The organism is Streptomyces sp. NPDC086777 (assembly GCF_040702065.1).
Classification (GTDB): domain Bacteria; phylum Actinomycetota; class Actinomycetes; order Streptomycetales; family Streptomycetaceae; genus Streptomyces.
Genome location: NZ_JBFBJI010000015.1, coordinates 62392 through 85501 on the forward strand (window position 1 = coordinate 62392; position 23110 = coordinate 85501).

Genomic DNA, 23110 nt, shown 5'->3' on the forward strand with positions numbered 1-23110 from the left:
GAGACCCCCGAGGCGGGCGGAACCGCGTCGTGCGGGGAGCCTCAGTCGCGTGCCGGGGGAGTGTAGAAGTCGCCCACAGAGGTCCAGACGCCGTTCCTCACCACCACCTTCTGCACGCTGCGTGTCCCCAGGTGGTTGTCGGCGCTGAAGCTCATGACCGGCGACACCCCCGGGTCCACCTTGGCCGCCTTCTGGTAGGCCGCGGTGAGGGACCGGGCCGTGACCGGGCCCTTGACGCTCTTCGCGATCTCGGCGAACACCTTGGCGTTGCTCCAGCCCCACAGGGCGAGGAAGCCGGCGGTCTGGCCGGGCTCGTACGTGGCCATCGCGGTCCGGAACTCCTTGACCGCCGGATCGTCGTCCGAGGGCGCCTTGACCAGCTGGACGGCCTTGAGCCCCTCCGCGGCGTCCTTGGCCAGGGCGATCGTCGACTCGGCCGCCACCGGGGCGTAGGCGTACGTGGGCAGGGAGAGACCCTGCAGCTTGGCCTCCTTGAGGAAGGCGGCCGCCTCGGGGGAGGTGAGGATCAGGACGACCGCCTGCGGCTTCGCCGACTTCACCTTGCTGATGACCGGTGTGTAGTCGGTGGTCTGGTACTTGACCGGCAGCCGCTCGACGTCGACCGACGGGTCCAGCTTCTTCGCCACGGGCGCCACCTGTTCGGCGACGTTCACGAACGCGGCCGGGTCGCTGTGCACGACGAGGATCTTCTTCGCGCCGTCCTGCACCGCCCACGCGGCGACCGCCGCGGCCTGGTCCTCGTAGAGGGTCTGGGTGCCGAACAGACCGGCGCGCGGCGGCTTGTACCAGTTCTCGGCGCCGCCCACCTCGTTGAGGACCGGCACCTTGGACTGGGTGAGGACGAACGGGAAGGCCGCCTCCGCCTGGGAGGTGCCGTTCGCGTTGACGATGGCCACGACCTTGTCCTGGCCGACCAGTTCACGTGCGATCTGCACGGTCTGCTGCGGATCGGCCGCGTTGTCCTTGACGGTCCAGTCGACCTTGCGGCCGTTGACGCCGCCCTGCGCGTTGAGCATCTTGAAGTACGCGTCGGCGCCCGCCTTCTCGGCCACGCCGTACGTGGCGGTGGAGCCCGTGAGGGGCAGCCACGCGCCGATGTGGATCTCGGAGGAGTCGCCGCCCGCCGACGCCGAGTCCTGACCGGCGCACGCGCTTGCGGTCAGTGCCAGTACGGCGAGCACGGCTGTCGCTCCCGCGGCGCGGCGGGATCTGCTGGTTGTCCGGAACACGGTCCACCTCGTTCACTACGATCACAACGGTTAGTGCGGGTGCAAGGGGTGCGGCAGGCGCGACGGATGTCACCGCACCTGGGAGGTCCGGGCGGCGGCCGCTTCGGCCGTGGCCGGCACCGGGCCGCCGCTGAAGTACGCGGCTTCCGCCAGGGCCGCGAACTCCGGGTCGTCCGGCCGTCCTTGAGCGGCGACGACGCCCTCGTGCAGGACGGCCACCTCGTGGCAGACGGACAGGGCCCGGCTGAGGGACTGCTCCAGCAGCACCACCGTCAGGCCGTCGTGGGTCAGCCCGATCAGGCGGTCGTAGACCTCGTCCACCAGGGCGGGGGCCAGTCCCAGGGCCGGTTCGTCGACGATCAGGACGTCCGGCCGGGCGATCAGCGCGCGGGCGACGGCGAGCATCTGCTGCTCGCCGCCGGACAGCCCGGCGGCCGGGGCGGACATCCGGTCGCGCAGCCGCGCCGGCAGCCACTGCACGGTGTCCGCCAGGCGCGCGCGCAGCTCCGAGCCGGTGATGCCGGCCGCGTACGCCGCGACCTCCAGGTTCTCGCGCAGCGACAGCGTCTTGAACAGCCCGCGGCCCTCGGGAGCCAGGCTCGTGCGGACCGAACCGCCCGACTCCCGTACGCCGTGGGTCGGCCGGAGCGAGCCGTGCAGGATCCCGGCAAGGGTGCTCTTGCCCGCGCCGTTGGCCCCGGCGACGCCGAGGACGCTTCCTTCGCGGACGTCGAGGTCGACGTCCCGCAGCGCGGCCACACCGCCGTACGAGTGACCCGTTCCGCGCAGCCGGATCAGGTTCCGTTCGCCCACGGCGTCCGGCAGCTGGGCCCGGTTGCCGACCGTGCCCAGGTAGGACGACCGCACCTTCGGGTCCTGGAGCACGGTGTCCGGGGCGCCGTCGCCGACGGTGCGGCCGAAGTCGAAGGCGAGCACCCGGTGGGCGACGGAGAACAGGTCGTCCAGGACGTGGTCGATGACGACCACGGCGGTGCCCTCGGCGTTGAGCCGCCTGATGTGCCCGGCCAGCAGGGCCCGTTCGCCCGCGTCGAGGCCGCCGAAGGGTTCGTCCAGGATCAGCAGCCGGGGCCGCTCGGCCATCGCCCGCGCGAGGTCGAGCCGCTTCTGCAGGCCGAAGGGCAGTTCCGCGGGGCGACGGTCCGCCACGTCCGCGAGGCCCACGGAGCTCAGCAGCCGGGCGACGGCGTCCCGGTCGCGGGCCGTGACGCGGCGGCGGGTGCACAGCACGTTCTCGGCGACGGTGAGTTCGGAGAACACCTCCGCGTGCTGGAAGGTGCGGCCGATCCCCAGCCGCCGTCGCGCGGTCGCCCTGGCCGTCAGCAGCGGCCGTCCCGCGAAGTCGGCCGTGCCGCTGACCCGCCCGTTGCCGGTCAGTCCGGACAGCACGTTCAACAGGGTCGTCTTCCCCGCCCCGTTGGGCCCGATGACGGCCAGGACCTCGTCCTGCCGCACGGACAGCGAGGCGTCCTCCAGGGCCTTGAGCCCGCCGTACGCGACGGACACGTGCTCCAGGCGCAGAAGGGCGGGGGCCGCGCCGCACGCCTCCGGCGGCCGACCGGCGGGCGAGCCCGAGGAGGGGGGCGGTGCCGTCTCCGGCTGTCCCGCGGCGGGCTCGGGGGCGGGCGGGCAGGCGGTCCCCGGCCGTCGCCGTACCCGGCGCAGGATGCTCCGCGCGGGCCCCGCGAGGGACGGTACGGCGCCCGCGGGCAGGAAGAGGAGCACCGCGATCAGGACCACGCCCTGCACCACCGGCTGGGGCATCCCCACGGTGGACGAGAGCGACGGGCTCCAGGTCAGGTAGACGCCGCCGGCCACGGCGCCGAGGACCGAGCCGACCCCGCCGAGCACGCACGCCGCGATCAGCGAGATGCCGAAGGCGAGCGAGAACGGGTCCGGGCTGACGAACCCGGTGATCAGGCCCAGCAGCACGCCCGCGCAGCTCGTGCACGCCCCGCTCACCGCGAACGACAGCGACGACTGGGCCTCCGGCGCGATGCCGACCGTACGGGCGGCCATCGGATGCGACTTGGCGGCCACCAGGCGCATCCGCAGCGCCGAGGCGCGGGCCGGCACGGCCAGCGCGAGGACCACGGCCGCCGCGCCCACCGCCAGGTACTGGGCCTGCGTGCCACCGCCCGCGAACGTGCCGAGACCCAGGGCGCTGCGCAATTCGAGCACCGGCACTCCCTGGTCGCCCCCGGTCACGCTGCTCCACCTGTTGACCAGTTCCAGGGTCACCGTGGTGAAGGCGAGGGTCAGCAGGGCGATGTAGAGCACCGAGAACCGGGCGCCCGCGTACCCGAGGAAGGCGCCCAGGGCGGCACCGGCGGCGACCGCCCCCAGGACCACCGTCTCCAGCGCCCAGCCGTGCGCGCTGCCGTACGCCGCGAAGTAGGCGCCGACGGCGAAGAACGCGGGGTGCCCCACCGACCAGATGCCGGACCAGCCGGCGAGCAGGCCGACCGAGAGCACGACGATCGTGTACACGGCCGCCAGGGCCACCGAGTACATCTGGTACGCCGGGATCGCCCCGGCCGCCATGAAGACCATGAGCACCGCGCCGGCGGCCGGTCCCAGGGCGGCCCTCGCCAGGACCGAACGGTTGAAGACCATGGATGCGACCCCTCAGACGCGCTGGAAGGTGCGGGTGCCGAACAGGCCCTGGGGGCGGATCAGCAGCACCAGCACGGTGAACGAGAACACGAACGTGTCGCGGAAGCCGGCGGAGACGTAGTTCGCCGCCAGGTTGTCCAGGACACCGATGGCCAACCCGCCGACGACGGCGCCGTACATGCTGGTCAGACCGCCCAGGAAGATTCCCGCGAAGGCCCGGAACAGCGGTGCGGTGAGCGCGGTGGTCGCCAGACCCGAGCGTGGCGCGTACAGGCACGCGGCCAGCGCGGCGAGACCGAGGCCGAGGGCCCAGGAGATCCGGGCGAGCCGCTGGGCGCCGAGGCCGACGACCCGGGCCGTCTCGGCCGACTCGGCCACGGCACGCATCGCCGAGCCCAGCGTGGTGCGCGAGAACAGGAAGCCCACCAGCGCCATCGCCACCGCGGCGACACCGATCGTCACCAGGCTCTGCACCGGCAGCGCCGCGCCCGACCAGCGCACCGTGCCGTCCACCAGGTTGGGGAAGTCCCTGGGCTGCTCGCCCCAGACCGACCCGGCCAGGTTCTCGGCGATCAGCGAGACCCCCATGGTCACGACGAGCGCGGAGAACAGCTGCCCCTGGCCCAGCGGCCGGATCACGGTCTCGCGCACCAGCAGGCCCGCCGCGACGGTGACCACGACGGCGGCGAGCAGGCCGAGCACCGTCGCCACGCCGCGGTCGTGCAGCGAGACCGCCACGTACAGGCCCAGCGTCGCGAGCGACGCCATCGCGAAGTTCACGACGTCCGTGGCCCGGTAGATGATGACCAGCCCGAGGCCCATGAGGCCGTAGACGGCTCCACTCGCCACACCGCTGACCAGGACAAGCAGGAACTGACTCACAGTCCCTCCCTCGGGGAAGAGCGCGTTTCACGCCACGCGTGCGGGATGTACGGGCACCGCGGCGGGCGCCGAGTCAAAGTGAACTCACTTCAGTAAGCTAGGCACTGCGGGGCCGGACGGGCAAGACTCGTGCACGGGATTTGTGCGGGCCGCCCGTGGGCGGTCTCAGCGGTCGTCGGCCGCGGGTCGCCCGGTGAGCGCGGTGCGGGCCGCCGCCAGCCCGAAGACCAGGGCGGGGGCGAGGCCGCCCGCGTAGGCGCGCCGGTACAGCCCGCCCGCGTCCGCGCCGGCCGCCAGCAGCCCGGGGACGGGCCGGCGCCCGTCGGTTCCGGTGTCCGCGGACCCGGACAGGACGCGGGCGGCCGAGTCGATCAGCAGGCCCCCGAAGGTGAACGTGACCGCCGGCGCGGCCTCGACGACGTAGAAGGGCGGTTCGTCCAGCGGTCGGCGGTCCAGCAGGCGCCCGGGTGCCGGCGCCGCGCCCGACGCCGCGGTGGCGTTGAACTCCCCGATGCGGTCACGGATCACGGCGCCGGGATAGCCCCACTCCCCGGGCATCGACGCGAAGTCCGCCAGGTCCTCCGCCACCGCGCAGCGGGCCCCCGCGCGATGGCACAGCTGGAACTTGTCGACGCCCGGGATGCCCTCGACGTACGAGGCGCTCATCCACTCCCGGTGCACGCGCGCGTCGGCGACCAGCAGACCGCGGGCCCGCGGCCGGTCCAGCAGGGCCATGGCGGTGAGGTGGTCACCGGCCGTCTCGTCGACGAAGCGCTCACCCGCGGTGTCGAACAGCAGGGCGTGCTCGCTGTAGTAGAGCGCGAGGTCGACGAAGCGTGCCGGGTCGGCCAGGGAGACGCCCGCCGGCATCAGGTGGCCGTAGAAACCGGCGTCCTTCGCGCCGAACGCCCCTCCCGCGGCCAGGCCGAGCGTCAGTCCGTCGCCCCGGCTGTGCGGGTTGGCACGCAGCGGGAGGCCCGCGGCGCGCGGGTGGAGGTGCTGGGCGCGCAGCTCCGGATCGCCCTGGAAGCCGCCGGTCGCGAGCAGGGTCCAGGTGGCCCCGATACGGCGGGCGGAGCCGTCCGGCAGGAGGCACTCGGCCCCCGTCACCCGGCCGTCCTCCGTCAGGAGGGTCCGGGTCCGGGTGCCGGTCAGCACCTCCTGGCCGTGGTCCCGGACGAGCCGTTCGCAGGTGTCGAGGTAGTGGTTGGTGTCGACCTGGTGCCCGCGGCCGAAGCCGAGCACGGGCACCGGCGGCCTGCACTCCACGCCGACCGACCGGACCCAGGCCACCCCGTCCGCGAACCCCTCGACCAGGGCCGCCGCCAGTTCCGGGTCGCCGTCCGGATTGACCCGCCGCAACTCCCCGACCGTCGGCGCGGTCCAGATGAAGCCGGCGAACCGCGCGGAACCGCCCACGCGTTCCGCCTTCTCCACCAGCACCACCGAGCCGCCCCCGGCCGCCACCCGGGCGGCGGCGGAAAGCCCCGCCATGCCGCCCCCGATCACCAGCAGGTCCACCGTGTCCGCGCCCATGGGCCGCCTCCGCCTCTGCGTCACTGACCGAGACACGACGCTAATTGAACTCACTTCTGGAGTCGAGAGGTCGGCATGCGGGGGCTGCGGCGGTACGGTTTCGGCCGGACGGGCGCCTGGGCCGGGAACACGGTCCAGGACCCCGCCGGGCGTTCAGTCGGGAACGACGACCGCGCGCCCCCGTACCGCACCGGCACGCAGCCTCTCGAACGCCTCCGGTGCGCTCGACAGCGCGAACTGCTCCACCGCCACGTGCAGGGCACCCTCGCGGGCCAGTGCGACCACCCGTTCGAGCTCGGTGACCGTTCCCCAGAAGGGCAGCGAGATGCGCGTCCCGGGAGGGAGCGCGCCGGGCTTGCGGACCGTCAGCTCGCCGCCCCCGCTGCCGACGACGACCAGCTCCCCGCCGGACCGCAGTACCGCGACGGCGAGCTCCAGGCTGGAGCGGCTGCCGGCGAAGTCGAGCACGGTCACCGCGCCGGCGCCGCCCGTCCGGGCCCGCAGGACCTGGGCGGTGTCGGGCCGCAGCAGCGTCGAGAAGTGCGCGCCGCACGCGTGGGCCAGCACCAGCGCCTCCTCCCGCACGTCCACGGCGAGCACCTGCGCGGTGGTCGTGGCCCGCAGGATCCGGACCGCGAGGTGCCCCAGCCCGCCGACGCCGAGGACGACCACGCTCGCGCCGTCGGCGAGCGGGCGCCCCGCGCCGGTGACGGCGTGGTACGCGGTGAGCCCGGCGTCGGTCAGCGGCGCCGCCTGGACCGCGTCCAGGTCGCCCACCGGGACCAGCAGCCGCCCGGACGGTACGAGCACCGTGTCGGCCATCCCGCCGTCCCGGCCCAGTCCCGCCCCGGTGCCGGTCAGCTCCCGGTCGAGGTCCGGTCGCCGGTCGCAGTAGTTCTCCGCGCCCGTACGGCAGTTCGCGCACCGCCCGCAGCCCCACGGCCCGTACACGACGACGCGCTCGCCGACCGCCGGACCCACGGCCCGCGGCCCCCGCTCCAGCACCCGGCCGGCGATCTCGTGGCCGAGGGTGAACGGCAGCCGGTAGGGGAGACCGCCCGGAGCCGCGTCGACGACGTGCAGGTCCGACCGGCACAGCCCGGCCGCCTCGACCCTCACCACCACTTCCTCGCCCGTGGGCACCGGCCGCGGCACGTCGGTGAGGACGGGGGGCCCGCCCCAGCGCGTCAGCCGGACCGCTCTTGTTCTGGCTGTTGACATGGCTGAGACGGTAACAAAAATGAAGTCAGTTCAGTAGAGATGGCGTGGGTGGAGGGAGAGGTGGCCGTATGGGTGGCGAACGCGGTGACGGGAGGGCGGGCCGGTTCGGCGGACGCGTCGCTCTGGTCACCGGTGCGGGTTCCGGTATCGGCGCGGCGGTCGCCCGGCGACTGGCGGACCAGGGCGCGGAGGTCGTCGCCGCCGACATCGACGGCGCCGCCGCCGCGGCCGTGGCCGGGGAGCTGTCCGGCGCGCACGCGCTGGCCATGGACGTCGCGGACCCCGCACAGGTCGACCGGGCGTTCACGGCGGCGACCGCGGCGCACGGGCGTCTTGACGTGGTGGTGCACGCGGCCGGTGTCGACGACCCGGCGGCCAAGGAGTGGATCGCCGAGGCGCTGCTCGGCGACCGGCCGCCCGAGGTGACCGCGAGGCTGGACGACGACGCGTGGCGGCGGGTGCTGCGGGTCAACCTCGACGGCACCTTCCACGTGCTGCGCGCCGCGCTGCGCGTCATGGTGCCCCGCAGGTCCGGCGCGGTCGTCACCGTCGGTTCCTCCTCGGCCTTCGACACCCTGGCCGGCTACCCGCACTACGCGGCGTCGAAGGCCGGAGCGCACGCGCTCAGCCAGGCCGTCGCCAAGGAGGCGTTCGCGTTCGGCGTCCGCGTCAACACGGTGGCGCCGGGGCCGACGCGGACGGGCATGGCGGAACGCACGCCCACGGTGCTGAGACGCGGCTTCGCCGACCCGCGGGTCCGGCCCTACGCCACGCCGGAGGAGATCGCCGACATCGCCCTGTTCCTGGCGAGCGGGGACGCGGCGAATCTCGTGGGCGCGGTGCTGCTGGCCAACGGTGGACGGTTCACGGTGTGAGGGAGGTTCGGATGGTCCGGCTCGATGTCGATCCCGCGCTGCTGGTGGAGACCGGGGAGCAGCGTCAACTACGAACGGTGCTGAGGGAGGTGCTCAGCCGTTCCTGCGGGCCCGGGCAGGTCCGCGAACAGGCCGCGAGCCCGCGCGGATTCGACCGGGCGCTGTGGGACAGGCTCGCCGGCGAGATCGGCGTGCACGGCCTCGCGATCCCGCAGGAGTACGGCGGCGCCGGCTACACCTTCGCGGAACTCGCCGTCGCCCTGCAGGAGACGGGCCGTGTCCTGTGGCCCGCGCCGCTGCTGCCGACCGTGGTGCTCGCCGCGGAGGCCCTGCTGGCCAGTGGCGACCGGCGGGCCTGCGAACGCGGGCTGCCCGGCATCGCCTCCGGAGCCCGTACGGCCACTGTCGCCGGAGTGCTGCACCCGGCCCGGGTCACCGCCGAGCGCGGTCCCGAGGGCTGGGTGCTGCGCGGCGAGGCGGACTTCGTGCCGGACGGCGAGGGTGCCGATCTGCTGCTCGTCGCCGCCCGCGCCCCGGACGGTGAGCGGCTGTTCGCCTGCACCCCTCACGCCGCGACCTGCCGGCGCACGGCGCGCCGTGTCCTCGACCCCACCCGGCGGCAGGCGCTGGTCCGCTTCGCCGGAGCCCCGGCCGATCCGGTCGGTGCGCCGGGGCAGGCCCCGGCGATCGCCGCCGCGGTGCTGGACGCCGGGCGGGTGGCACTGGCCGCCGAACACGTGGGCGGCAGTACCCACGCGCTCGACGCGACCCTCGACTATGTGTCCAGCCGAACTCAGTTCGGTCGGAAGGTCGGATCCTTTCAGGCGGTCAAGCACCGGCTGGCCGACCTCCTCGTCGCGGTCGAGGGCGCCCGCTCGGCGTCGTCGTACGCGAGCGCCTGCCTGGCCGCGCGGCGGCCGGAACTGCCCGTCGCCGCGAGCGCCGCGGCGGTCGTCTGCACCGGTGCGTACCGCCTGGCCGTCACCGAGTACGTCCAGCTCCACGGCGGAATCGGCTTCACCTGGGAGCATCCGGCCCACCTCTACGTGCGCCGCGCCAGGGCCGACGAGGCGCTGTTCGGCACGGCGGACGACCAGTGCCCGCGCCTGGCCCGCCTGCTGGGCCTGGCCCGCGACGGCGACTGACCGTTCGCCGCTCGTCGGCCGTCCCGACCATTGACAGGGGCATCCACCGCCCCCAGAATCGAACTCAATTCAGTTCAGTTTGGAGGAGCTTATGGCAGTCGAAGACGAGATCCAGTTCGAGCGGGACGGGCACGTGGCGCGGGTCTGGCTGAACCGCCCGCACAAGAAGAACTGTGTGACCGTGCCGATCCTCAACCGCCTCGACGAGATCATCACCGAGGTCGACGCGGACCCCGAACTGCGCGTGCTGGTGCTGCGTGGGCGCGGCAACACCTTCTGCTCCGGGTTCGACCTGGACAGCCTCAAGGCCGACTTCGTCGGCAGGTCCAACGCGATCGACGTCGCCGTGCTGTCGGCCAAGGTCTGCGACCGGCTGTACTCGATGAAGACCCCGTCCATCGCGGTCCTCGAAGGGCACGTCACCGCCGGCGGCTTCGAGCTGATGATCTCCTGCGACTTCGCGATCGCCGCGGACGACGCCCTGATCGGCGACTTCCACATCCGCCGCGCCCTGTTCGGCGGCGCGGGGCCGATCTACCGGGTGCCGCGCATGATCGGCGTCCGCAAGACCAAGGAGCTCATGCTCACCGGCAAGCTGCTCACCGGGGTGGAGGCCGCGGAGTTCGGGCTCATCAATTCCTCGGCGCCCGCCGACAAACTCGACGCCACCGTCGAGGAGTTCGCCGACCAGCTCGTCGACAAGAGCCCGTTCACCATGTGGATCACCAAGATGACCATCGACCGGAGCCTCGACGCCGACATCCAGTCCCTGATGGTCATGGAGCACCTCGCCGTCGGCGTGATGCTCAACTCCGAGGACGCGGCGGAGGGCGTGGCGGCCTTCCTGGAGAAGCGGGAACCGCAGTGGAAGGGCCGCTGAGCGCCCCGGCGGGGACCGGGAGCCGGCTGCGCGGCTCCCGGTGCGCCGACTGCGCGGTCGCCGTGTACCCGGCCCGCCCCGGGTGCCCCCGCTGCGGGGGACCGGCCGAGCCGGTGGTGCTCTCCGCCACGGGCACGCTGTGGACCTGGACCGTGCAGCGGTACGCGCCCAAGTCGCCGCCGTACCTCCCGCCCGCCGCCGGGTTCACGCCGTTCACCGTCGGATACGTCGAACTCCCCGAAGGCGTACGGGTGCTGGCCGCCCTCGACATCGCGCCCGAGGACGCGGAGATCGGCATGCCGGTCACCGTCACCGCGGCCGACGGCGTGCCGAGGGCCACCGGAGCGGTCGCATGAGCGGCGAGGACGTGCTCGTCTGCGGTGCCGGGATCACCTCCTTCGCCCGGACGGAGGCGAGCGGCCGGGAGCTGGCCGTGCGGGCCGTCCGCGACGCGCTCCAGGACGCCGGCCTGCCGTGGTCGCGGGTGCGGGCCGCGTACGGCGGCAGCGACGCCGCCGGCAACGCCGACACGCTGGTCGCCGAACTCGGCCTGACCGGGGTGCCGTTCACCAACGTCCGCAACGGCTGCGCGACCGGCGGCAGCGCGCTGGTGTCGGCGGTCAACGCCATCCGGTCGGGGGCGGCGGACGTGGCGCTCGCCGTCGGCTTCGACAAGCACCCGCGCGGCGCCTTCGACCCACGGCCCGCCGACTGGGGCCTCGACGAGGCCTACGGCCGCGACGGGCTGATGGTCACCACCCAGTTCTTCGCGATGAAGATCCAGCGGTACATGCACGACCACGGCATCAGCGCCCGCACCCTCGCCCTGGTGGCCGAGAAGGCGTACGCCAACGGGGCGCTCAACCCCCTTGCCTGGCGGCGGGGGCGGCTCGACGCCGACGAGATCCTCGCGTCCGGCATGGTCAACGACCCGCTGACCCGGTACATGTTCTGCTCGCCGGGCCAGGGGGCGGTCGCCCTGGTCCTGTGCAGCCGCGCCATGGCCCGCGAACTCGGCGGTACACCGGTCACGCTGCGGGCGGCCGTCGTACGGACCCGGCGGTTCGGCTCCTTCGAGGTGTTCAGCCCCTGGGCGCCGCCCGGGAGCCCGACCAGCGTCAGCGCGGACGCCGCCCGGCACGCCTTCGAGGAGGCCGGGCTCGGCCCGGGAGACATCGACGTCTGCCAGCTCCAGGACACCGAGAGCGGGGCCGAGGTGATGCACCTGGCCGAGTGCGGGTTCTGCGCACACGGCGAGCAGGAGTCGCTCATCCCGTTCGGAGCGACCGGCATCGGCGGCTCGCTGCCCGTCAACACCGACGGCGGCTGCATCGCCAACGGCGAACCCGTCGGCGCCTCCGGACTGCGCCAGGTCCACGAGGTCGTCCAGCAACTGCGCGGCCGGGCCGGTGAACGCCAGGTGCCGGGTGACCCGGCGGCCGGTTTCACCCACGTCTACGGGGCGCCGGGCGTCAGCGCCTGCACCGTGCTGACCCGCTGACCGCGTCCAGGCGTCCAGGCGTCCAGGCATCGACGCATCCAGACATCGACGCGTCCAGGGGTCGACGCATCCAGGCATCGAGGAGAAGAAGGGAGGTCGGAGGACCATGAGCGGCATTCCCGAGCCCGCGGAGTTCCGCGCCGAGGCCCGGAACTGGCTGGCCGGCGTGGCGAAGGAGCGCGCGGCGCACCAGGACTGGGGCCGCGGCGACGACTCGGTGGCGGTCTTCGAGAACCGGACCGAAGCGCAGGAGCGTGCCCACACCGACCTGGTACGGCGGTGGGAGCGGACCCGGTACGACCAGGGCTGGGGCGCCCTCGGCTGGCCGCCGGAGTACGGGGGCCGCGAACTTCCCCCGTACTACGAACAGTTGTACCGCGCCGAGGAGGCTGCCTTCGACGTGCCGCGGCGCACCGAGGTCTTCCCGGTCACCCAGCAGCTCGTCGCGCCGGCCGTCCGCATCTGGGGCACGGACGAACAGAAGCGCCGCTGGCTGCGCCCCATGCTCCGCACCGACGAACTCGCCTGCCAGCTCTTCTCGGAGACCGAGGCCGGGTCCGACCTGGCCGGCGTCCGCACCCGGGCCGTACGGGAGGGCGACGGCTGGGTGGTGCGCGGCCACAAGGTGTGGACGTCCGGTGCCGGGGTCGCCACCTGGGGCGTGGCCGTCTGCCGCACCGACCCGGACGCCCCCCGACACGCGGGCATCACGGTCCTCCTGGTCCGGATGGACGCGCCGGGCGTGACCGTGCGGCCCATCCGGCAGATGACCGGCGGCTCCAGCTTCAACGAGGTCTACCTGGACGACGTCTTCGTGCCCGACACCGACCGGCTCGGCCCGGTCGGCGAGGGCTGGCGGGTCACGCTCACCGTGCTCGCGGCCGAGCGCCTCGACTCCGGCGGCCTGGGCCTCGACAACGCCGACCGGGCCCTGGACCTCGCCCGGCACCTGGATCGCCCGCTCACCGGCGGAGAACAGCAGCAGGCGGCCGGGCTCTACGTCCGCACGCTCGTCCAGCGGCTCACCGGACTGCGGGTGACGGCGGCCCTGGCGGCCGGCCGGGAGCCGGGCGCCGAGGCATCCGTCGGCAAGCTGCACGCCACCGCCACCATGCGCGCCACCACCGATCTCGTCCAGCAGCTCCTCGGACCACGGCTCGCCGCCGACACGGGGGAGTGGGGCACCTTCGCCTGGACCGAGCACCTGCTCGGCGCTCCCGGCTACCGCATCGCCGGCGGCAGCGACGAGATCCAGCGCAACATCCTGGCCGAGCGCGTGCTCGGGCTGCCCAAAGAGCCGAAGGGGACAGGGAATTGAATACGACGACCGAAGCGGCCGAACTCGGACGGCGGGTCCGCGCACGACTCGCCGCCCGGCACCCGCACGAGCCGCCGGGCGACCTGCGCACCCTGCCCGGCGGCCACTCGGGCCTCACCTACTCGGTCACGGCCGGAGAGGTGTCGTACGTCGTGAAGGCGGTGCCACCGGGACAGCGCGCCGTCGGCCGCAACGACGTCCTGCGGCAGGCCCGGATCCTGCGCGCCCTCGCCGGATCGCCGGTGCCCGTCCCGGCCGTGGTGGCCGTGGACGAGACCGAACCTGCCTGGTTCGCCATGGAGTTCGTGGACGGCGAGGCCGTCGAGCCGGTCCTCGACGAACACCGGCTCGATCCCGGTCTGTGCCGGACCCGCATGCTGGCCCTGGCCGGCGTGCTGCGGGACCTGCACGCGACGCCGGGCGCGGCGGCTCCCGAGACGCTGGATCCGGCGGGAGAGCTGGACCGGTGGAGCCGCACCATGCGGGCCGTCCCGGACGAACTCCGGCCCGGTTCGGCGGCGGTGCTGACGGCTCTGGCCGCGCGGATCCCCGGCCGCACGAGCCCCGCCCTCACCCACGGCGACTTCCGTCTCGGCAACGTCCTGTGCCGCGGCGAGCGGCCCGTCGCCGTCGTGGACTGGGAGATCTGGGCGTACGGCGATCCGCGGATCGACCTCGCGTGGTTCCTGCTCTTCGCCGACCACCGCAACTTCCCCCGCCTCGGTCGCCCGGTCCCCGGCCTGCCCACCGAGGAGGAACTGCTCACCGCCTACCTCGACGGCCGTCCCGAACCGGCCGCCCTCGACTGGTTCCGCGCCCTGGCCCGCACCAAGATGGCCGCGATCATGGGCCACAACCTGCGCAGGCACCGCGAGGGCAAGCACCACGACCCCGACCAGGAACGGCTGCCCCCGACCATCGCGGCGATGATCCGCGCGGCCGCCGGCATCCTCGCCCGACGCTCCCCACGGTCCTGAAGGAGCCATCCCATGGATTTCGGACTCTCCCCGAGGGCCGAACAACTCCGCTCGCGCATGGCCGCGTTCATGGCGGAGTACGTCCTGCCCGCCGAACCCGTCCACGACCGTCAGCTCGCCGAGGCGGACGACCCGCACGAACTCCCCCCGATCATGCGGGAGCTGCGCGAGAAGGCACGCGCCGAGGGACTGTGGAACCTCTTCCTCGCCCACGGCGGCTGGGGCGCCGGGCTCACCAACCTCGAATACGCGCCACTCGCCGAGCTGGCGGGCCGCTCCGTCATCGGACCCGAGGTCTTCAACTGCGCGGCCCCCGACACCGGCAACATGGAACTCCTCGCCCTCTACGGCACACCGGAACAGCAGGACCGCTGGCTGCGGCCGCTCCTGGCCGCCGAGATCCGCTCCTGCTTCGCCATGACCGAGCCCGAGGTGGCCAGCTCCGACGCACGCAACATCCGCACCCGGATCACGCGGGACGGCGACGAGTACGTCGTCGACGGCCACAAGTGGTACACCTCGGGGATCCTGGACCCGGACTGCCGGCTGATCATCCTGATGGGGGTCTCGGATCCCGGCGCACCCGCCTACCGGCAGCAGAGCATGCTGCTGATCCCGCGCGACACCCCGGGCATCACCGTCCTGCGCGATCTGCCCATGTTCGGCTACACCGACCGCTGCGGGCACGGGGACGTGCTCTTCGAGAACGTGCGGGTGCCGGTGTCCGCGCTGCTCGGCGGCGAGGGCGACGGGTTCGCACTGGCCCAGGGACGGCTGGGGCCGGGCCGGATGCACTACGCCATGCGGGCGGTCGGATTCGCCGAACGCGCCATGGAGCTGATGTGCCGACGGGCCCTGACCCGCACCGCCTTCGGCGGCCCGCTCGCCGAACAGGGCGTCGTGCGCGAGTGGATCGCCCGCAGCCGGATCGAGATCGAGCAGCTGCGCCTGCTGGTCCTGAAGTCGGCCTGGCTGATGGACACCTCGGGCAACGCGGCCGCCCGCACGGAGGTCGCCGCGATCAAGGTGGCCGCGCTGGAGGTGGCCCACCGGGTGGTGGACCGGGCGGTCCAGGCGCACGGGGCGGCCGGGGTCAGCGACGACACCGTGCTGGGCCGCCTCTACGCCATCACCCGGGCGCTGCGGATCGCGGACGGCCCGGACGAGGTGCACCTGCGCACCGTGGCCCGGCGCGAACTGGCGAAGTACCCCGAGGAGTCGGCGTGACCGGACAGGCACTGGAGGGACGGGTGGCCGTGATCACCGGCGGCTCCCGGGGGATCGGGCTCGGCATCGCGAAGGCGTACCGGGAGGCGGGCGCCCATGTGGTGGTCGCCGCCCGCAAGCCGGACGGACTGGCCGTCGCGCGCGAGGAGTTGCTGCGGGCCAAGGGTGACGGCGAGGTGCACCGGGTGGTCGCCCACGCGGGCCGGCCCGAGGACGCCGAACGCTGCGTCGCGGAGACCATGGGCCGGTTCGGCCGGCTCGACGTCCTGGTCAACAACGCGGCCACGAACCCCTACATGGGCCCGCTCCTCGACCTCGACCCGGCGCGCGCCCGCAAGACCGTCGAGGTCAACCAGTACGGCATGGTCGTCTGGACCAGGCACGCCTGGCAGGCGTGGATGCGCGAGCACGGGGGAGCCGTCGTCAACATCGCCTCGGTCGGCGGGCTGGTCGTCGATCCGCACATCGGCTGGTACAACGCCACCAAGGCGGCGATGCTCCACCTGACCCGGCAGCTCGCCTACGAACTCGGGCCGCACGCCAGGGTCAACGCCATCGCGCCCGGCCTGATCAAGACCGAACTGGCGCGGGCCGTATGGGAGCCGAGGGAGCCGATCCTCACCGCGAAGCTGCCCCTGCGCCGGCTGGGCACCGTCGAGGACGTGGCGAATGCGGCGGTGTTCCTCGCGTCCGGGGCCTCCTCCTGGATGACCGGACAGACCCTCGTCCTGGACGGCGGGGCTACCGCACTGCCGATCGGGGTGGAGGGATGACCGGCGCGGGCGCGGACCTGTTCTCGCTCGACGGCCGGACGGCCGTGGTCACCGGGGCCTCGTCGGGGCTGGGCGCGCGCTTCGCCACGGTGCTGGCCGCCGCCGGGGCCACCGTGTTCGCGGCGGCCAGGCGGCCGGACCGGCTGAAGGACCTGGCCGACGGCGACCCGCGCATCCACCCGGTCGTCTGCGACGTGGCGAGGGAGGCGGACCGGGTCCGGCTGACGGAGACCGCCTTCGGGCACGGCGGCCGGCTCGACGTCCTGGTCAACAACGCGGGGGCACCCGGCGCCGTGCGCGCCGAGGACGAGAGCCCCGGCGACTTCGCGGACGTCCTGGCCGTCAACCTCGTGGCCCCCTTCCATCTCGCCCGGCTGCTCGCCGAGGCGCGGTGCGTGGACGGCCGTACGCGATCGGTCGTCAACGTCTCCTCCGTCCTCGGGCTCGTGGCCGGTGCCCCGCTCGGCGGGGCCGCCTACGCCGCCTCCAAGGCGGGGCTCCTCGGGCTGACGCGCGAACTGGCCGGACAGTGGGGCGAGGCGGGGGTGCGGGTGAACGCCCTCGCACCCGGGTGGTTCCGCTCCGAGATGACCGACGGGCTGTTCACCGACGAACGCTCCCGGCGCTGGGTGGAGCGCGGCACGATGCTCGGGCGCGGCGGCGCGCCGGGCGAGCTGGACGGAGCGCTGCTGTACCTGGCATCGGACGCGTCCTCGTACTGCACGGGCCAGGTGCTCACCGTGGACGGCGGGTGGACGGCGCGATGAGGGTCACGGTCGGGGTCGACGACGCCGGGGTGGCGCACGTCGAGATGTGCCGCGGCGCGGGCAACGCGATCGACCTCGCGACGGCCCGGGGACTGCTGGAGGCGGCTCGGGAGTGCGAGGCGGCCCGGGTGCGGGCGGTGCTGCTCACCGGGCGGGGGCCGTCCTTCTGCGTGGGCGGTGACCTGAAGGAGTTCGGGGCCCTGCCCGGGGAGCGGCTGGCCGGGCATCTCACCGACGTCACCGGGGCGTTGCACGGGGCGCTGCGGATCTTCGCCCGCCTCGACGCGCCGGTGGTGGCGGCCGTGCAGGGGGCGGCCGCGGGGGCCGGTCTCGGGCTGGCCATGGCCGCCGACCTCGGGTTCGCCGCCGCGGACGCCCACTTCACCGCGGCATACACCGCGATCGGGTACACACCGGACGCCGGGGTGAGCTGGCTGCTGCCCCGTCTCGTCGGCCCGAGGCGGGCCCTGGACCTCCTGCTGACCAACCGGAGGGTGTCGGCCGCGGAGGCCCTGGAGATCGGGCTCGTGAGCAGGGTGGTCGCGCCGGAACGGCTCCTTGCGGAGGCCGAGGCCGCCGCGCGGACACTGGCACGCGGGGCCCCCGGCGCCTGCGGCGTGACCCGGCGGCTGGTCGCCGGCGCGTTCTCGGCGGGGCTGGACGAACAGCTCGACGCGGAGGCCGGCCGGCTGGCCGCGGCCGCCGTGTCGGCGGAAGGGCAGGAGGGCATGGCCGCGTTCCTCGGCCGGCGCCCGCCGGACTTCGGGCGTGCGGCGGCGCGGTGACGGGCCGGGCCGGGCCGTCCGAACCCGTGCGTCCCGTCGAGTCGTAGCCGACCTGAACTTGGGTCTACTCTCGGACGACCGGACGGTGATCGGAACCGGCCGTGGAGCAGAGGGAGAGACGATGGCAAGGGCACGGATCGTGGATCCGGAGGAGGGGCCCAGGTCGAAGCGGGCGGCCATCCTGGTGGCCGCGGTGGAGCGGTTCGGGGAGGACGGCTACGAGAGCACCAAGTGGTCCGAGGTCGCCGACCGGGTCGGCATCGGGCAGACGGCGCTCTACCACTACTTCGAGTCGAAGGCCCACTGCCTGCTCACCATCATGCGCCTGGAGCTCCAGCGCTCCCACGACCAGTTCGTCGAGGCCACGAAGGACGTGACGGAGCCGGTCGAGGAGGTGCGCGCGGCGGTGCGCACCGCTTTCGCCGTCACCGAACAGGAGATCCGCCAGATGCGCATCCTCCAGGCGAACATGTCCCTGCTGGCCAACCCGCGCAAGTCCAAGCGGGAGGAGACCGAGCGGGTCGCGGCCCGCCAGCTCGTGCAGATGGTCGAGCGGGACTGGACCAACCTGCTGATGCGGGGCATGTCCAAGGGGGCCTTCCCGCTGCGTGACGCCCACACCCTGGGCCTGGCCGTGCTCGGCATGATCGTCAGCGTCTGGCGCTGGTACCGCCCGACCGGGGCGATCCCGCTCTCCGAGATCAGCGAGATGATCGAGGGGTGCGTGGTGCGCATGGTCGCCGAATAACCTCCGGGTCCGTCCCGCCCCTTGCCGGGGCGGCCGTCCCGGGATCAAACTGAACTGAACTCAGGTTGCTGCAAGGTTCTGGTAGGGAGAGCGATCGGCAATGGTGCTTCGCGAATACATGGCCCGCATGGACGGCCAGGATCCGGAGAAGGCCCTGGAACTGGTGGAGCCCGGATTCCGTTTCCTCATCGCCCTGCCCGGCGGTGAGCGCAGCGGATCCTCACGCGAGGAGTTCGCCGCGTACATAGCCGGGCGCCGGGCCGTGGACCGTACCCACGAGATCAAGAGGTACGCGGTCGACGGCGACGTCGAGACCGCGTACGGCTTCGTCGTCGAGCAGGGCGTGACCACGGGGGCGTTCCTCTCCGCCGTACAGGTCTCGCCCGCCGGGCTGATGGCCCGCTACCAGTCCTTCTTCACCACCGGCTTCGACCTGGTGGACCGGCCGTGACCGCCCCCGCCGCGCAGTCCACCGCAGCGTTCCTGACCCGGTGGTTCGCCATCCTCGACAGCGAGGACGCGGACCGCATCCTGGACCTGATCAGCGACGACTTCTCGTTCTCCATCCTGTTCTCGACCGGCGACGGCGGCGCTGCCGACTTCCACGGTGGCCGGCCCGAGATGGTGGGGTACCTCGCCCAGCGGCAGGTGGGCGTCCGCACCCACCACCTGCTCACGGCGGGCACCGTCGGCCGGGACGAGCTGTTCCTCGGCGAGGTGCGGCGCTCCGGGGTGCCGGAGGCGACCTTCGTGGCCGGCGCACGGCTGGACGAGAACGGCCGGCTGCGGCGGCTGATGATCGGGCGCTCGCCCGAGGTGCTGTTCACCTGACAAACCCGAGGAGGGCGCGATGTACAACCTGGTCCTGCTGGCCGCCCGGCCGCCCGAGTGGACGCACGAGCGGTTCATCGCCTGGTGGCGCGGCGAACACGCCGAACTCACCCGTACCCTGCCCGGCCTGCGGTCCTGGCGGCACACCGACGTCGACACGGCCCTCGAACCGCGCTCCGAGGGCTGGGACGGGGTCTCCGTCCTGGGCTTCGACACCGCGGAGGCCCTGCGCGAGGCCCTGGAGAGCCCCGAGTGGGCGGCCGCGGTCGCCCAGGTCGGGGACATGCGGGGCCGGAGGATCGCCGTCATGGGCGGCGAGATGGACATGTACCCGGGCTGAACGCCCGTCGGGGCCTGACAGCCACCACCATCTTTCGCGCGAAGAGGCGAGGAAGCAGCGGATGCGACAGACAGTGCGGGAGTTCCAGCAACGCGCGGAGAAGGGCGACTTCACCGCCGTCGTCGACGACACGGGCCGGTACGGCGCGCGCGACCTGCTGGCGCGCGCGGTCCGACTGGCCGACGCCATGGCCCCGGACGGCTCGCCCGGCGGGACCGTCCTGCTCCAGGCCGACAACTCCTGGCGCACCGTGGCCGCCACCCTCGCCGTGGGGCTGACCGGTGGCGTCCTGGCCCTGGTCAACCGGCACACGACCCGGGCCGAGTTCGCGGCGGCCCTGGAGGACATCCGCCCCGACGCCGTCGTCGCCGAGCCGTCCGCGGCCGGGGAATGGCGGGCGGGGGAGGGGGTGGCGGGCGCGCGGACCGCCGAGGTGCTCGACGGCTGGCAGGTCCTCACCGGCCACGGGCCGCGCGATGTCTCCCGCTGGTCCGGGGGCGCGCTCATCGGCCTCACCTCCGGCTCCACCGGCCGGCCCAAAGGGGTGGTCCAGTCCGAGGGCGCCCTGCGCTACGCGTGCGCCCGTACCGCGGAGATCAACGGACTGCGGACCGGCGACGCGGTGGCGGCGATCGTGCCCCTCTCCTCGACCGCCGCCTACTGCTTCGGCGTCGCCATGGCGCTGATGCTCGGCGGCCCGCTCGTGCTGAGCGGCCGGTGGGACCGCGAGGAGGCACTGGCGCGGATGTCCGCGAACGACGTCCGGTGGACCATGTGCGTGCCGACCATGGCACTGCAGATGGGCTCGGCGGCCGCCGGGTCACGGGTCCTCGAAGGCGTCCGCTCCCTCACCGTCGGCGGTGGCCCCATGGACCGTGGCGCCCTCGCCCGTGCCGAACGCTCCCTCGGGACCCGGATCCTGCGTGTCTTCGGCATGTCGGAATGTCTCGGGCACACCTCCCCCCGGCCGGACGACCCCGAGGAGATCCGGCTGGGCCGGGACGGACGCCCGTTCCCCGGCACCGAGCTGCGCGCGGTCGGCGCCGACGGCGCCGTCCTCGGCCCCGGCACGACCGGCCGGGCCCAGGTGCGCGGCCCCTCCCTCTTCCTGGGCTACGCCCGTGACGGCAAGGTCGAACCGCCCGCCCTCACCCCGGACGGCTTCTTCCCCACCGGGGACCTGCTGGTCACCGGCGACGACGGGACGGTCACCGTCATGGGCCGGGAGAAGGACGTCATCATCCGGGGCGGCCGCAACCTCGACATCACCGAGATCGAGCGTGCCGTCGCCGCCCACCCGGGGGTCGCCCGGGCGTGTGTGGTGCCGGTGCCGGACCCGCTGCTCGGCGAACGGGCGGCCGTGCTCGTGGTCCCGGAGGACGGCCACGACGGCATCGGCCTCGGCGATCTCACCGCACACCTCGACCGCACCGGCCTGTCCAAGGCCAAGTGGCCCGAATTCGCCTTCACCGTGGCCGAGTTGCCGCAGACCACGGTGGGCAAGCTCGACCGCTCCGGAGCCCGCAGGCTCGCGCACGAACTGCACACCCGGCTCACCCCGGAGCCGGTCTCGCACCCCCACCGGCCGTCGCACCAGCAAGGAGACGCATGACCTCCCCCACGACCCGCACCCCCCGCTTCGACCGCGGCCGGTGGGCGGAGGCGGGCGCCGAGACGGTACGTCCCGGGGTCCACCGCATCCCGCTGCCGCTGCCGGACGACGGACTGCGCGCGGTCAACGTGTACGCGCTGGAAGGCCTGGCGGAAGGGCTGGTCCTGGTCGACGGGGGCTGGTCGGTCCCCGAGTCCCGCGCGGCGCTGGAGGACGCGCTCGCCGGCCTCGGCCACGACCTCGGCGAGATCAGCCACATCCTGGTCACCCACATCCACCGCGACCACTACACCCAGGCCGTCGCACTGCGCAGACTGCTCGGTTCCCGGGTCTACCTGGGCTCGGGCGAGCGCCGGGGCCTGGACCTGCTCGGATCGCTCCGTACCACGCAGCCGGCCGGTTCCCTGGAGACGCTGACGCGCTCCGGCGCGGGCGAACTCGCCGAACGGGTGGCCGCGATGGACCACGGCGACTTCGACCCGGGCGTGTGGGAGGCCCCGGACCGCTGGCTGGAGGCGGAGGAACTCCGCTTCGGCGACGCCACGTTGCAGGTCGTCCCGACACCGGGTCACACCCGGGGCCACGTCGTCTACCTCGACCACGCCCGCGGCCTGCTCTTCTCCGGGGACCACGTCCTCCCGCACATCACCCCGTCGATCGGCTTCGAACTGGGCCCGTCCGAGCTGCCGTTGGGGGACTACCTCGACTCGCTGCGGACGATGACGACGCTCGCGGACGCCCGGCTGCTGCCGGCGCACGGCCCGGTGGGCGACAGCGTGCACGCCCGGGTCGGCGAGCTGCTGGCCCACCACGACGACCGGCTTGCCCAGACCCTGGCGGTCCTCGGTGACCGAACGCTCGACGCCCACGACGTGGCGGGGGAGTTGGGGTGGACGCGGCGCAAGCTCGCCTTCGCCGACCTGGACGCCTTCAACCAGATGCTCGCGGTCAACGAGACCGCGGCCCACCTCGACGTACTGGCGGCCCGCGGTCACGTCCGGCGTACCCGGTCGGCCGACGGCGTCGACCACTACACCGCGTCCGCCGGTTAACGTGCCGTCCAGCCTCCGTCGACGTACAGCTCCGAGCCGGTCATGAAGCTCGCGTCGTCGGAGGCCAGGAACGCCACGGCCGCCGCGACCTCCTCGGGCGTGCCGAGCCGGCCGAGCGGCGTGCCGTCGAGCATCGCGGCCAACCGCGGTGTGTCCCGCCACAGCTCACGGGAGCGGGGCGTCTCGATGAAGCCGGGATGCAGGGAGTTGACCCGGACCCCGCGCCGCGCCCAGTGCAGCGCGGCGTTCTTCGTCATGAGGCGTACGGCGCCCTTGGCCGCGTGGTAGGAGAACTGGGAACCGAAGCCGCCGACCGTGCCGAAGATCGACGCGACGTTGACGACCGAGCCGCCGCCGGACCTCTCGATGGCCGCACCGGCGTGCTTCATGCCCAGCCAGACCCCGGTCTGGGTGACCGCGATCACCTGGTCCCAGGACTCCCTGGTCTCCGTCTCGACGGTCCGCATCGCGGCGATCCCGGCGTTGTTCACCAGCACGGACAGCGAGCCGAGCCGGCCGGTCACCCGGTCCACGACGGACTCCCAGGCCGACTCGTCGGTCACGTCCAGCGCCAGTCCGAGGGCCCCGCCCCCGATCTCCGCGGCGAGCTTCTCGCAGCGCTCCGCGTCGACGTCCGTCACCACCACCGCGGCACCCTCGGCCGCGAGCCGTCGTGCGACGGCGTCGCCGATGCCTCCGGTCGCGCCGGTCACCAGGGCCACCCGACCGCCCAGCCTCGTCTCCGTCATGTCCGTC

Annotated in this window: 23 protein-coding genes; 17 read left to right on the plus strand and 6 right to left on the minus strand. The window is 73.6% G+C overall.

The features are described from left to right. Nucleotides 1-41 precede the first annotated feature (41 nt). The 5 genes from AB0472_RS21930 to AB0472_RS21950 all read right to left on the minus strand — a co-directional run bounded on the left by AB0472_RS21930 (nucleotide 42) and on the right by AB0472_RS21950 (nucleotide 7523). Nucleotides 42-1202 carry an ABC transporter substrate-binding protein gene (locus AB0472_RS21930; protein ID WP_366358148.1) on the minus strand — a complete coding sequence of 387 codons (1161 nt, stop codon included), beginning with the start codon at nucleotides 1200-1202 and terminating at the stop codon, nucleotides 42-44. 117 nt (nucleotides 1203-1319) lie between these two features. Continuing rightward, nucleotides 1320-3884: an ATP-binding cassette domain-containing protein gene (locus AB0472_RS21935; protein WP_366358149.1), complete on the minus strand. Its 2565-nt coding sequence runs from the start codon at nucleotides 3882-3884 to the stop codon at nucleotides 1320-1322. A 12-nt stretch (nucleotides 3885-3896) separates the two neighbouring features. Then, nucleotides 3897-4766: a branched-chain amino acid ABC transporter permease gene (locus tag AB0472_RS21940; RefSeq protein WP_366358150.1), complete on the minus strand. Its 870-nt coding sequence runs from the start codon at nucleotides 4764-4766 to the stop codon at nucleotides 3897-3899. 165 nt (nucleotides 4767-4931) lie between these two features. Continuing rightward, on the minus strand, nucleotides 4932-6302 hold the full coding sequence (locus AB0472_RS21945; protein WP_366358151.1) for an FAD-dependent oxidoreductase: 1371 nt from the start codon (nucleotides 6300-6302) through the stop codon (nucleotides 4932-4934). Nucleotides 6303-6455: 153 nt separating this feature from the next. Further along, nucleotides 6456-7523, minus strand: a complete 1068-nt coding sequence (locus AB0472_RS21950; protein WP_366358152.1) for an NAD(P)-dependent alcohol dehydrogenase — start codon at nucleotides 7521-7523, stop codon at nucleotides 6456-6458. Nucleotides 7524-7591: 68 nt separating this feature from the next. Here AB0472_RS21950 and AB0472_RS21955 point away from each other — a divergent pair, with 68 nt between their 5' ends. The 17 genes from AB0472_RS21955 (at nucleotide 7592) to AB0472_RS22035 (ending at nucleotide 22354) form a co-directional block, all read left to right on the plus strand. Continuing rightward, entirely contained in the window at nucleotides 7592-8398 is an 807-nt protein-coding gene (locus AB0472_RS21955; protein ID WP_366358153.1) for an SDR family NAD(P)-dependent oxidoreductase, read from the plus strand. 11 nt (nucleotides 8399-8409) lie between these two features. Continuing rightward, complete coding sequence (locus AB0472_RS21960; protein ID WP_366358154.1) at nucleotides 8410-9543, plus strand: acyl-CoA dehydrogenase family protein; 1134 nt, start codon at nucleotides 8410-8412, stop codon at nucleotides 9541-9543. Nucleotides 9544-9634: 91 nt separating this feature from the next. Then, on the plus strand, nucleotides 9635-10423 hold the full coding sequence (locus AB0472_RS21965; protein WP_351803895.1) for an enoyl-CoA hydratase/isomerase family protein: 789 nt from the start codon (nucleotides 9635-9637) through the stop codon (nucleotides 10421-10423). Next, a complete protein-coding gene (locus AB0472_RS21970; protein WP_366358155.1) occupies nucleotides 10408-10779 on the plus strand; it encodes an OB-fold domain-containing protein in 372 nt (123 codons plus the stop codon). Before AB0472_RS21965 ends, AB0472_RS21970 begins: the two co-directional genes overlap by 16 nt. Further along, nucleotides 10776-11924 carry a thiolase family protein gene (locus AB0472_RS21975; protein WP_366358156.1) on the plus strand — a complete coding sequence of 383 codons (1149 nt, stop codon included), beginning with the start codon at nucleotides 10776-10778 and terminating at the stop codon, nucleotides 11922-11924. The genes AB0472_RS21970 and AB0472_RS21975 overlap by 4 nt, the downstream gene beginning before the upstream one ends. Nucleotides 11925-12030: 106 nt before the next feature. Continuing rightward, entirely contained in the window at nucleotides 12031-13242 is a 1212-nt protein-coding gene (locus AB0472_RS21980) for an acyl-CoA dehydrogenase family protein (protein WP_366358157.1), read from the plus strand. Beyond that, a complete protein-coding gene (locus AB0472_RS21985; protein ID WP_366358158.1) occupies nucleotides 13239-14219 on the plus strand; it encodes a phosphotransferase family protein in 981 nt (326 codons plus the stop codon). The genes AB0472_RS21980 and AB0472_RS21985 overlap by 4 nt, the downstream gene beginning before the upstream one ends. Nucleotides 14220-14231: 12 nt before the next feature. Then, the gene (locus AB0472_RS21990) at nucleotides 14232-15446 is read left to right on the plus strand and encodes an acyl-CoA dehydrogenase family protein (protein ID WP_366358159.1); all 1215 of its coding nucleotides are present in this window, start codon (nucleotides 14232-14234) and stop codon (nucleotides 15444-15446) included. After that, the gene (locus AB0472_RS21995) at nucleotides 15443-16219 is read left to right on the plus strand and encodes an SDR family oxidoreductase (RefSeq protein ID WP_366358160.1); all 777 of its coding nucleotides are present in this window, start codon (nucleotides 15443-15445) and stop codon (nucleotides 16217-16219) included. Before AB0472_RS21990 ends, AB0472_RS21995 begins: the two co-directional genes overlap by 4 nt. Continuing rightward, entirely contained in the window at nucleotides 16216-16986 is a 771-nt protein-coding gene (locus AB0472_RS22000; RefSeq protein WP_366358161.1) for an SDR family oxidoreductase, read from the plus strand. The genes AB0472_RS21995 and AB0472_RS22000 overlap by 4 nt, the downstream gene beginning before the upstream one ends. Next, nucleotides 16983-17771: an enoyl-CoA hydratase/isomerase family protein gene (locus AB0472_RS22005; RefSeq protein ID WP_366358162.1), complete on the plus strand. Its 789-nt coding sequence runs from the start codon at nucleotides 16983-16985 to the stop codon at nucleotides 17769-17771. Before AB0472_RS22000 ends, AB0472_RS22005 begins: the two co-directional genes overlap by 4 nt. A 121-nt stretch (nucleotides 17772-17892) precedes the next feature. Continuing rightward, a complete protein-coding gene (locus tag AB0472_RS22010; RefSeq protein WP_366358163.1) occupies nucleotides 17893-18519 on the plus strand; it encodes a TetR/AcrR family transcriptional regulator in 627 nt (208 codons plus the stop codon). 100 nt (nucleotides 18520-18619) lie between these two features. Continuing rightward, nucleotides 18620-18970: a nuclear transport factor 2 family protein gene (locus AB0472_RS22015; RefSeq protein ID WP_366358164.1), complete on the plus strand. Its 351-nt coding sequence runs from the start codon at nucleotides 18620-18622 to the stop codon at nucleotides 18968-18970. Beyond that, nucleotides 18967-19350 (plus strand): nuclear transport factor 2 family protein, encoded by a 384-nt coding sequence (locus AB0472_RS22020; protein WP_366358165.1) that lies wholly within the window; start codon nucleotides 18967-18969, stop codon nucleotides 19348-19350. Before AB0472_RS22015 ends, AB0472_RS22020 begins: the two co-directional genes overlap by 4 nt. 19 nt (nucleotides 19351-19369) lie before the next feature. After that, entirely contained in the window at nucleotides 19370-19690 is a 321-nt protein-coding gene (locus tag AB0472_RS22025; RefSeq protein WP_366358166.1) for an EthD family reductase, read from the plus strand. 61 nt (nucleotides 19691-19751) lie between these two features. Further along, nucleotides 19752-21302, plus strand: coding sequence for a class I adenylate-forming enzyme family protein (locus AB0472_RS22030; RefSeq protein ID WP_366358167.1), 1551 nt, complete (start codon nucleotides 19752-19754; stop codon nucleotides 21300-21302). After that, nucleotides 21299-22354: an MBL fold metallo-hydrolase gene (locus tag AB0472_RS22035; protein WP_366358168.1), complete on the plus strand. Its 1056-nt coding sequence runs from the start codon at nucleotides 21299-21301 to the stop codon at nucleotides 22352-22354. The genes AB0472_RS22030 and AB0472_RS22035 overlap by 4 nt, the downstream gene beginning before the upstream one ends. Here AB0472_RS22035 and AB0472_RS22040 read toward each other — a convergent pair. After that, on the minus strand, nucleotides 22351-23103 hold the full coding sequence (locus tag AB0472_RS22040) for a glucose 1-dehydrogenase (protein WP_366358169.1): 753 nt from the start codon (nucleotides 23101-23103) through the stop codon (nucleotides 22351-22353). The two genes, AB0472_RS22035 and AB0472_RS22040, sit on opposite strands and share 4 nt — an antisense overlap. Nucleotides 23104-23110: the final 7 nt, after the last annotated feature.

Coding starts and splice junctions, on each gene's coding strand:
- AB0472_RS22035 (WP_366358168.1), top strand. CDS start 21,299: ATGACCTCCCCCACGACCCGCACCCCCCGCTTCGACCGCGGCCGGTGG.
- AB0472_RS21945 (WP_366358151.1), bottom strand. CDS start 6,302: ATGGGCGCGGACACGGTGGACCTGCTGGTGATCGGGGGCGGCATGGCG.
- AB0472_RS22010 (WP_366358163.1), top strand. CDS start 17,893: ATGGCAAGGGCACGGATCGTGGATCCGGAGGAGGGGCCCAGGTCGAAG.
- AB0472_RS22005 (WP_366358162.1), top strand. CDS start 16,983: ATGAGGGTCACGGTCGGGGTCGACGACGCCGGGGTGGCGCACGTCGAG.
- AB0472_RS21965 (WP_351803895.1), top strand. CDS start 9,635: ATGGCAGTCGAAGACGAGATCCAGTTCGAGCGGGACGGGCACGTGGCG.
- AB0472_RS22025 (WP_366358166.1), top strand. CDS start 19,370: ATGTACAACCTGGTCCTGCTGGCCGCCCGGCCGCCCGAGTGGACGCAC.
- AB0472_RS21975 (WP_366358156.1), top strand. CDS start 10,776: ATGAGCGGCGAGGACGTGCTCGTCTGCGGTGCCGGGATCACCTCCTTC.
- AB0472_RS21980 (WP_366358157.1), top strand. CDS start 12,031: ATGAGCGGCATTCCCGAGCCCGCGGAGTTCCGCGCCGAGGCCCGGAAC.
- AB0472_RS21955 (WP_366358153.1), top strand. CDS start 7,592: ATGGGTGGCGAACGCGGTGACGGGAGGGCGGGCCGGTTCGGCGGACGC.
- AB0472_RS21960 (WP_366358154.1), top strand. CDS start 8,410: ATGGTCCGGCTCGATGTCGATCCCGCGCTGCTGGTGGAGACCGGGGAG.
- AB0472_RS21990 (WP_366358159.1), top strand. CDS start 14,232: ATGGATTTCGGACTCTCCCCGAGGGCCGAACAACTCCGCTCGCGCATG.
- AB0472_RS22040 (WP_366358169.1), bottom strand. CDS start 23,103: ATGACGGAGACGAGGCTGGGCGGTCGGGTGGCCCTGGTGACCGGCGCG.
- AB0472_RS22000 (WP_366358161.1), top strand. CDS start 16,216: ATGACCGGCGCGGGCGCGGACCTGTTCTCGCTCGACGGCCGGACGGCC.
- AB0472_RS22015 (WP_366358164.1), top strand. CDS start 18,620: ATGGTGCTTCGCGAATACATGGCCCGCATGGACGGCCAGGATCCGGAG.
- AB0472_RS21935 (WP_366358149.1), bottom strand. CDS start 3,884: ATGGTCTTCAACCGTTCGGTCCTGGCGAGGGCCGCCCTGGGACCGGCC.
- AB0472_RS21950 (WP_366358152.1), bottom strand. CDS start 7,523: ATGTCAACAGCCAGAACAAGAGCGGTCCGGCTGACGCGCTGGGGCGGG.
- AB0472_RS22030 (WP_366358167.1), top strand. CDS start 19,752: ATGCGACAGACAGTGCGGGAGTTCCAGCAACGCGCGGAGAAGGGCGAC.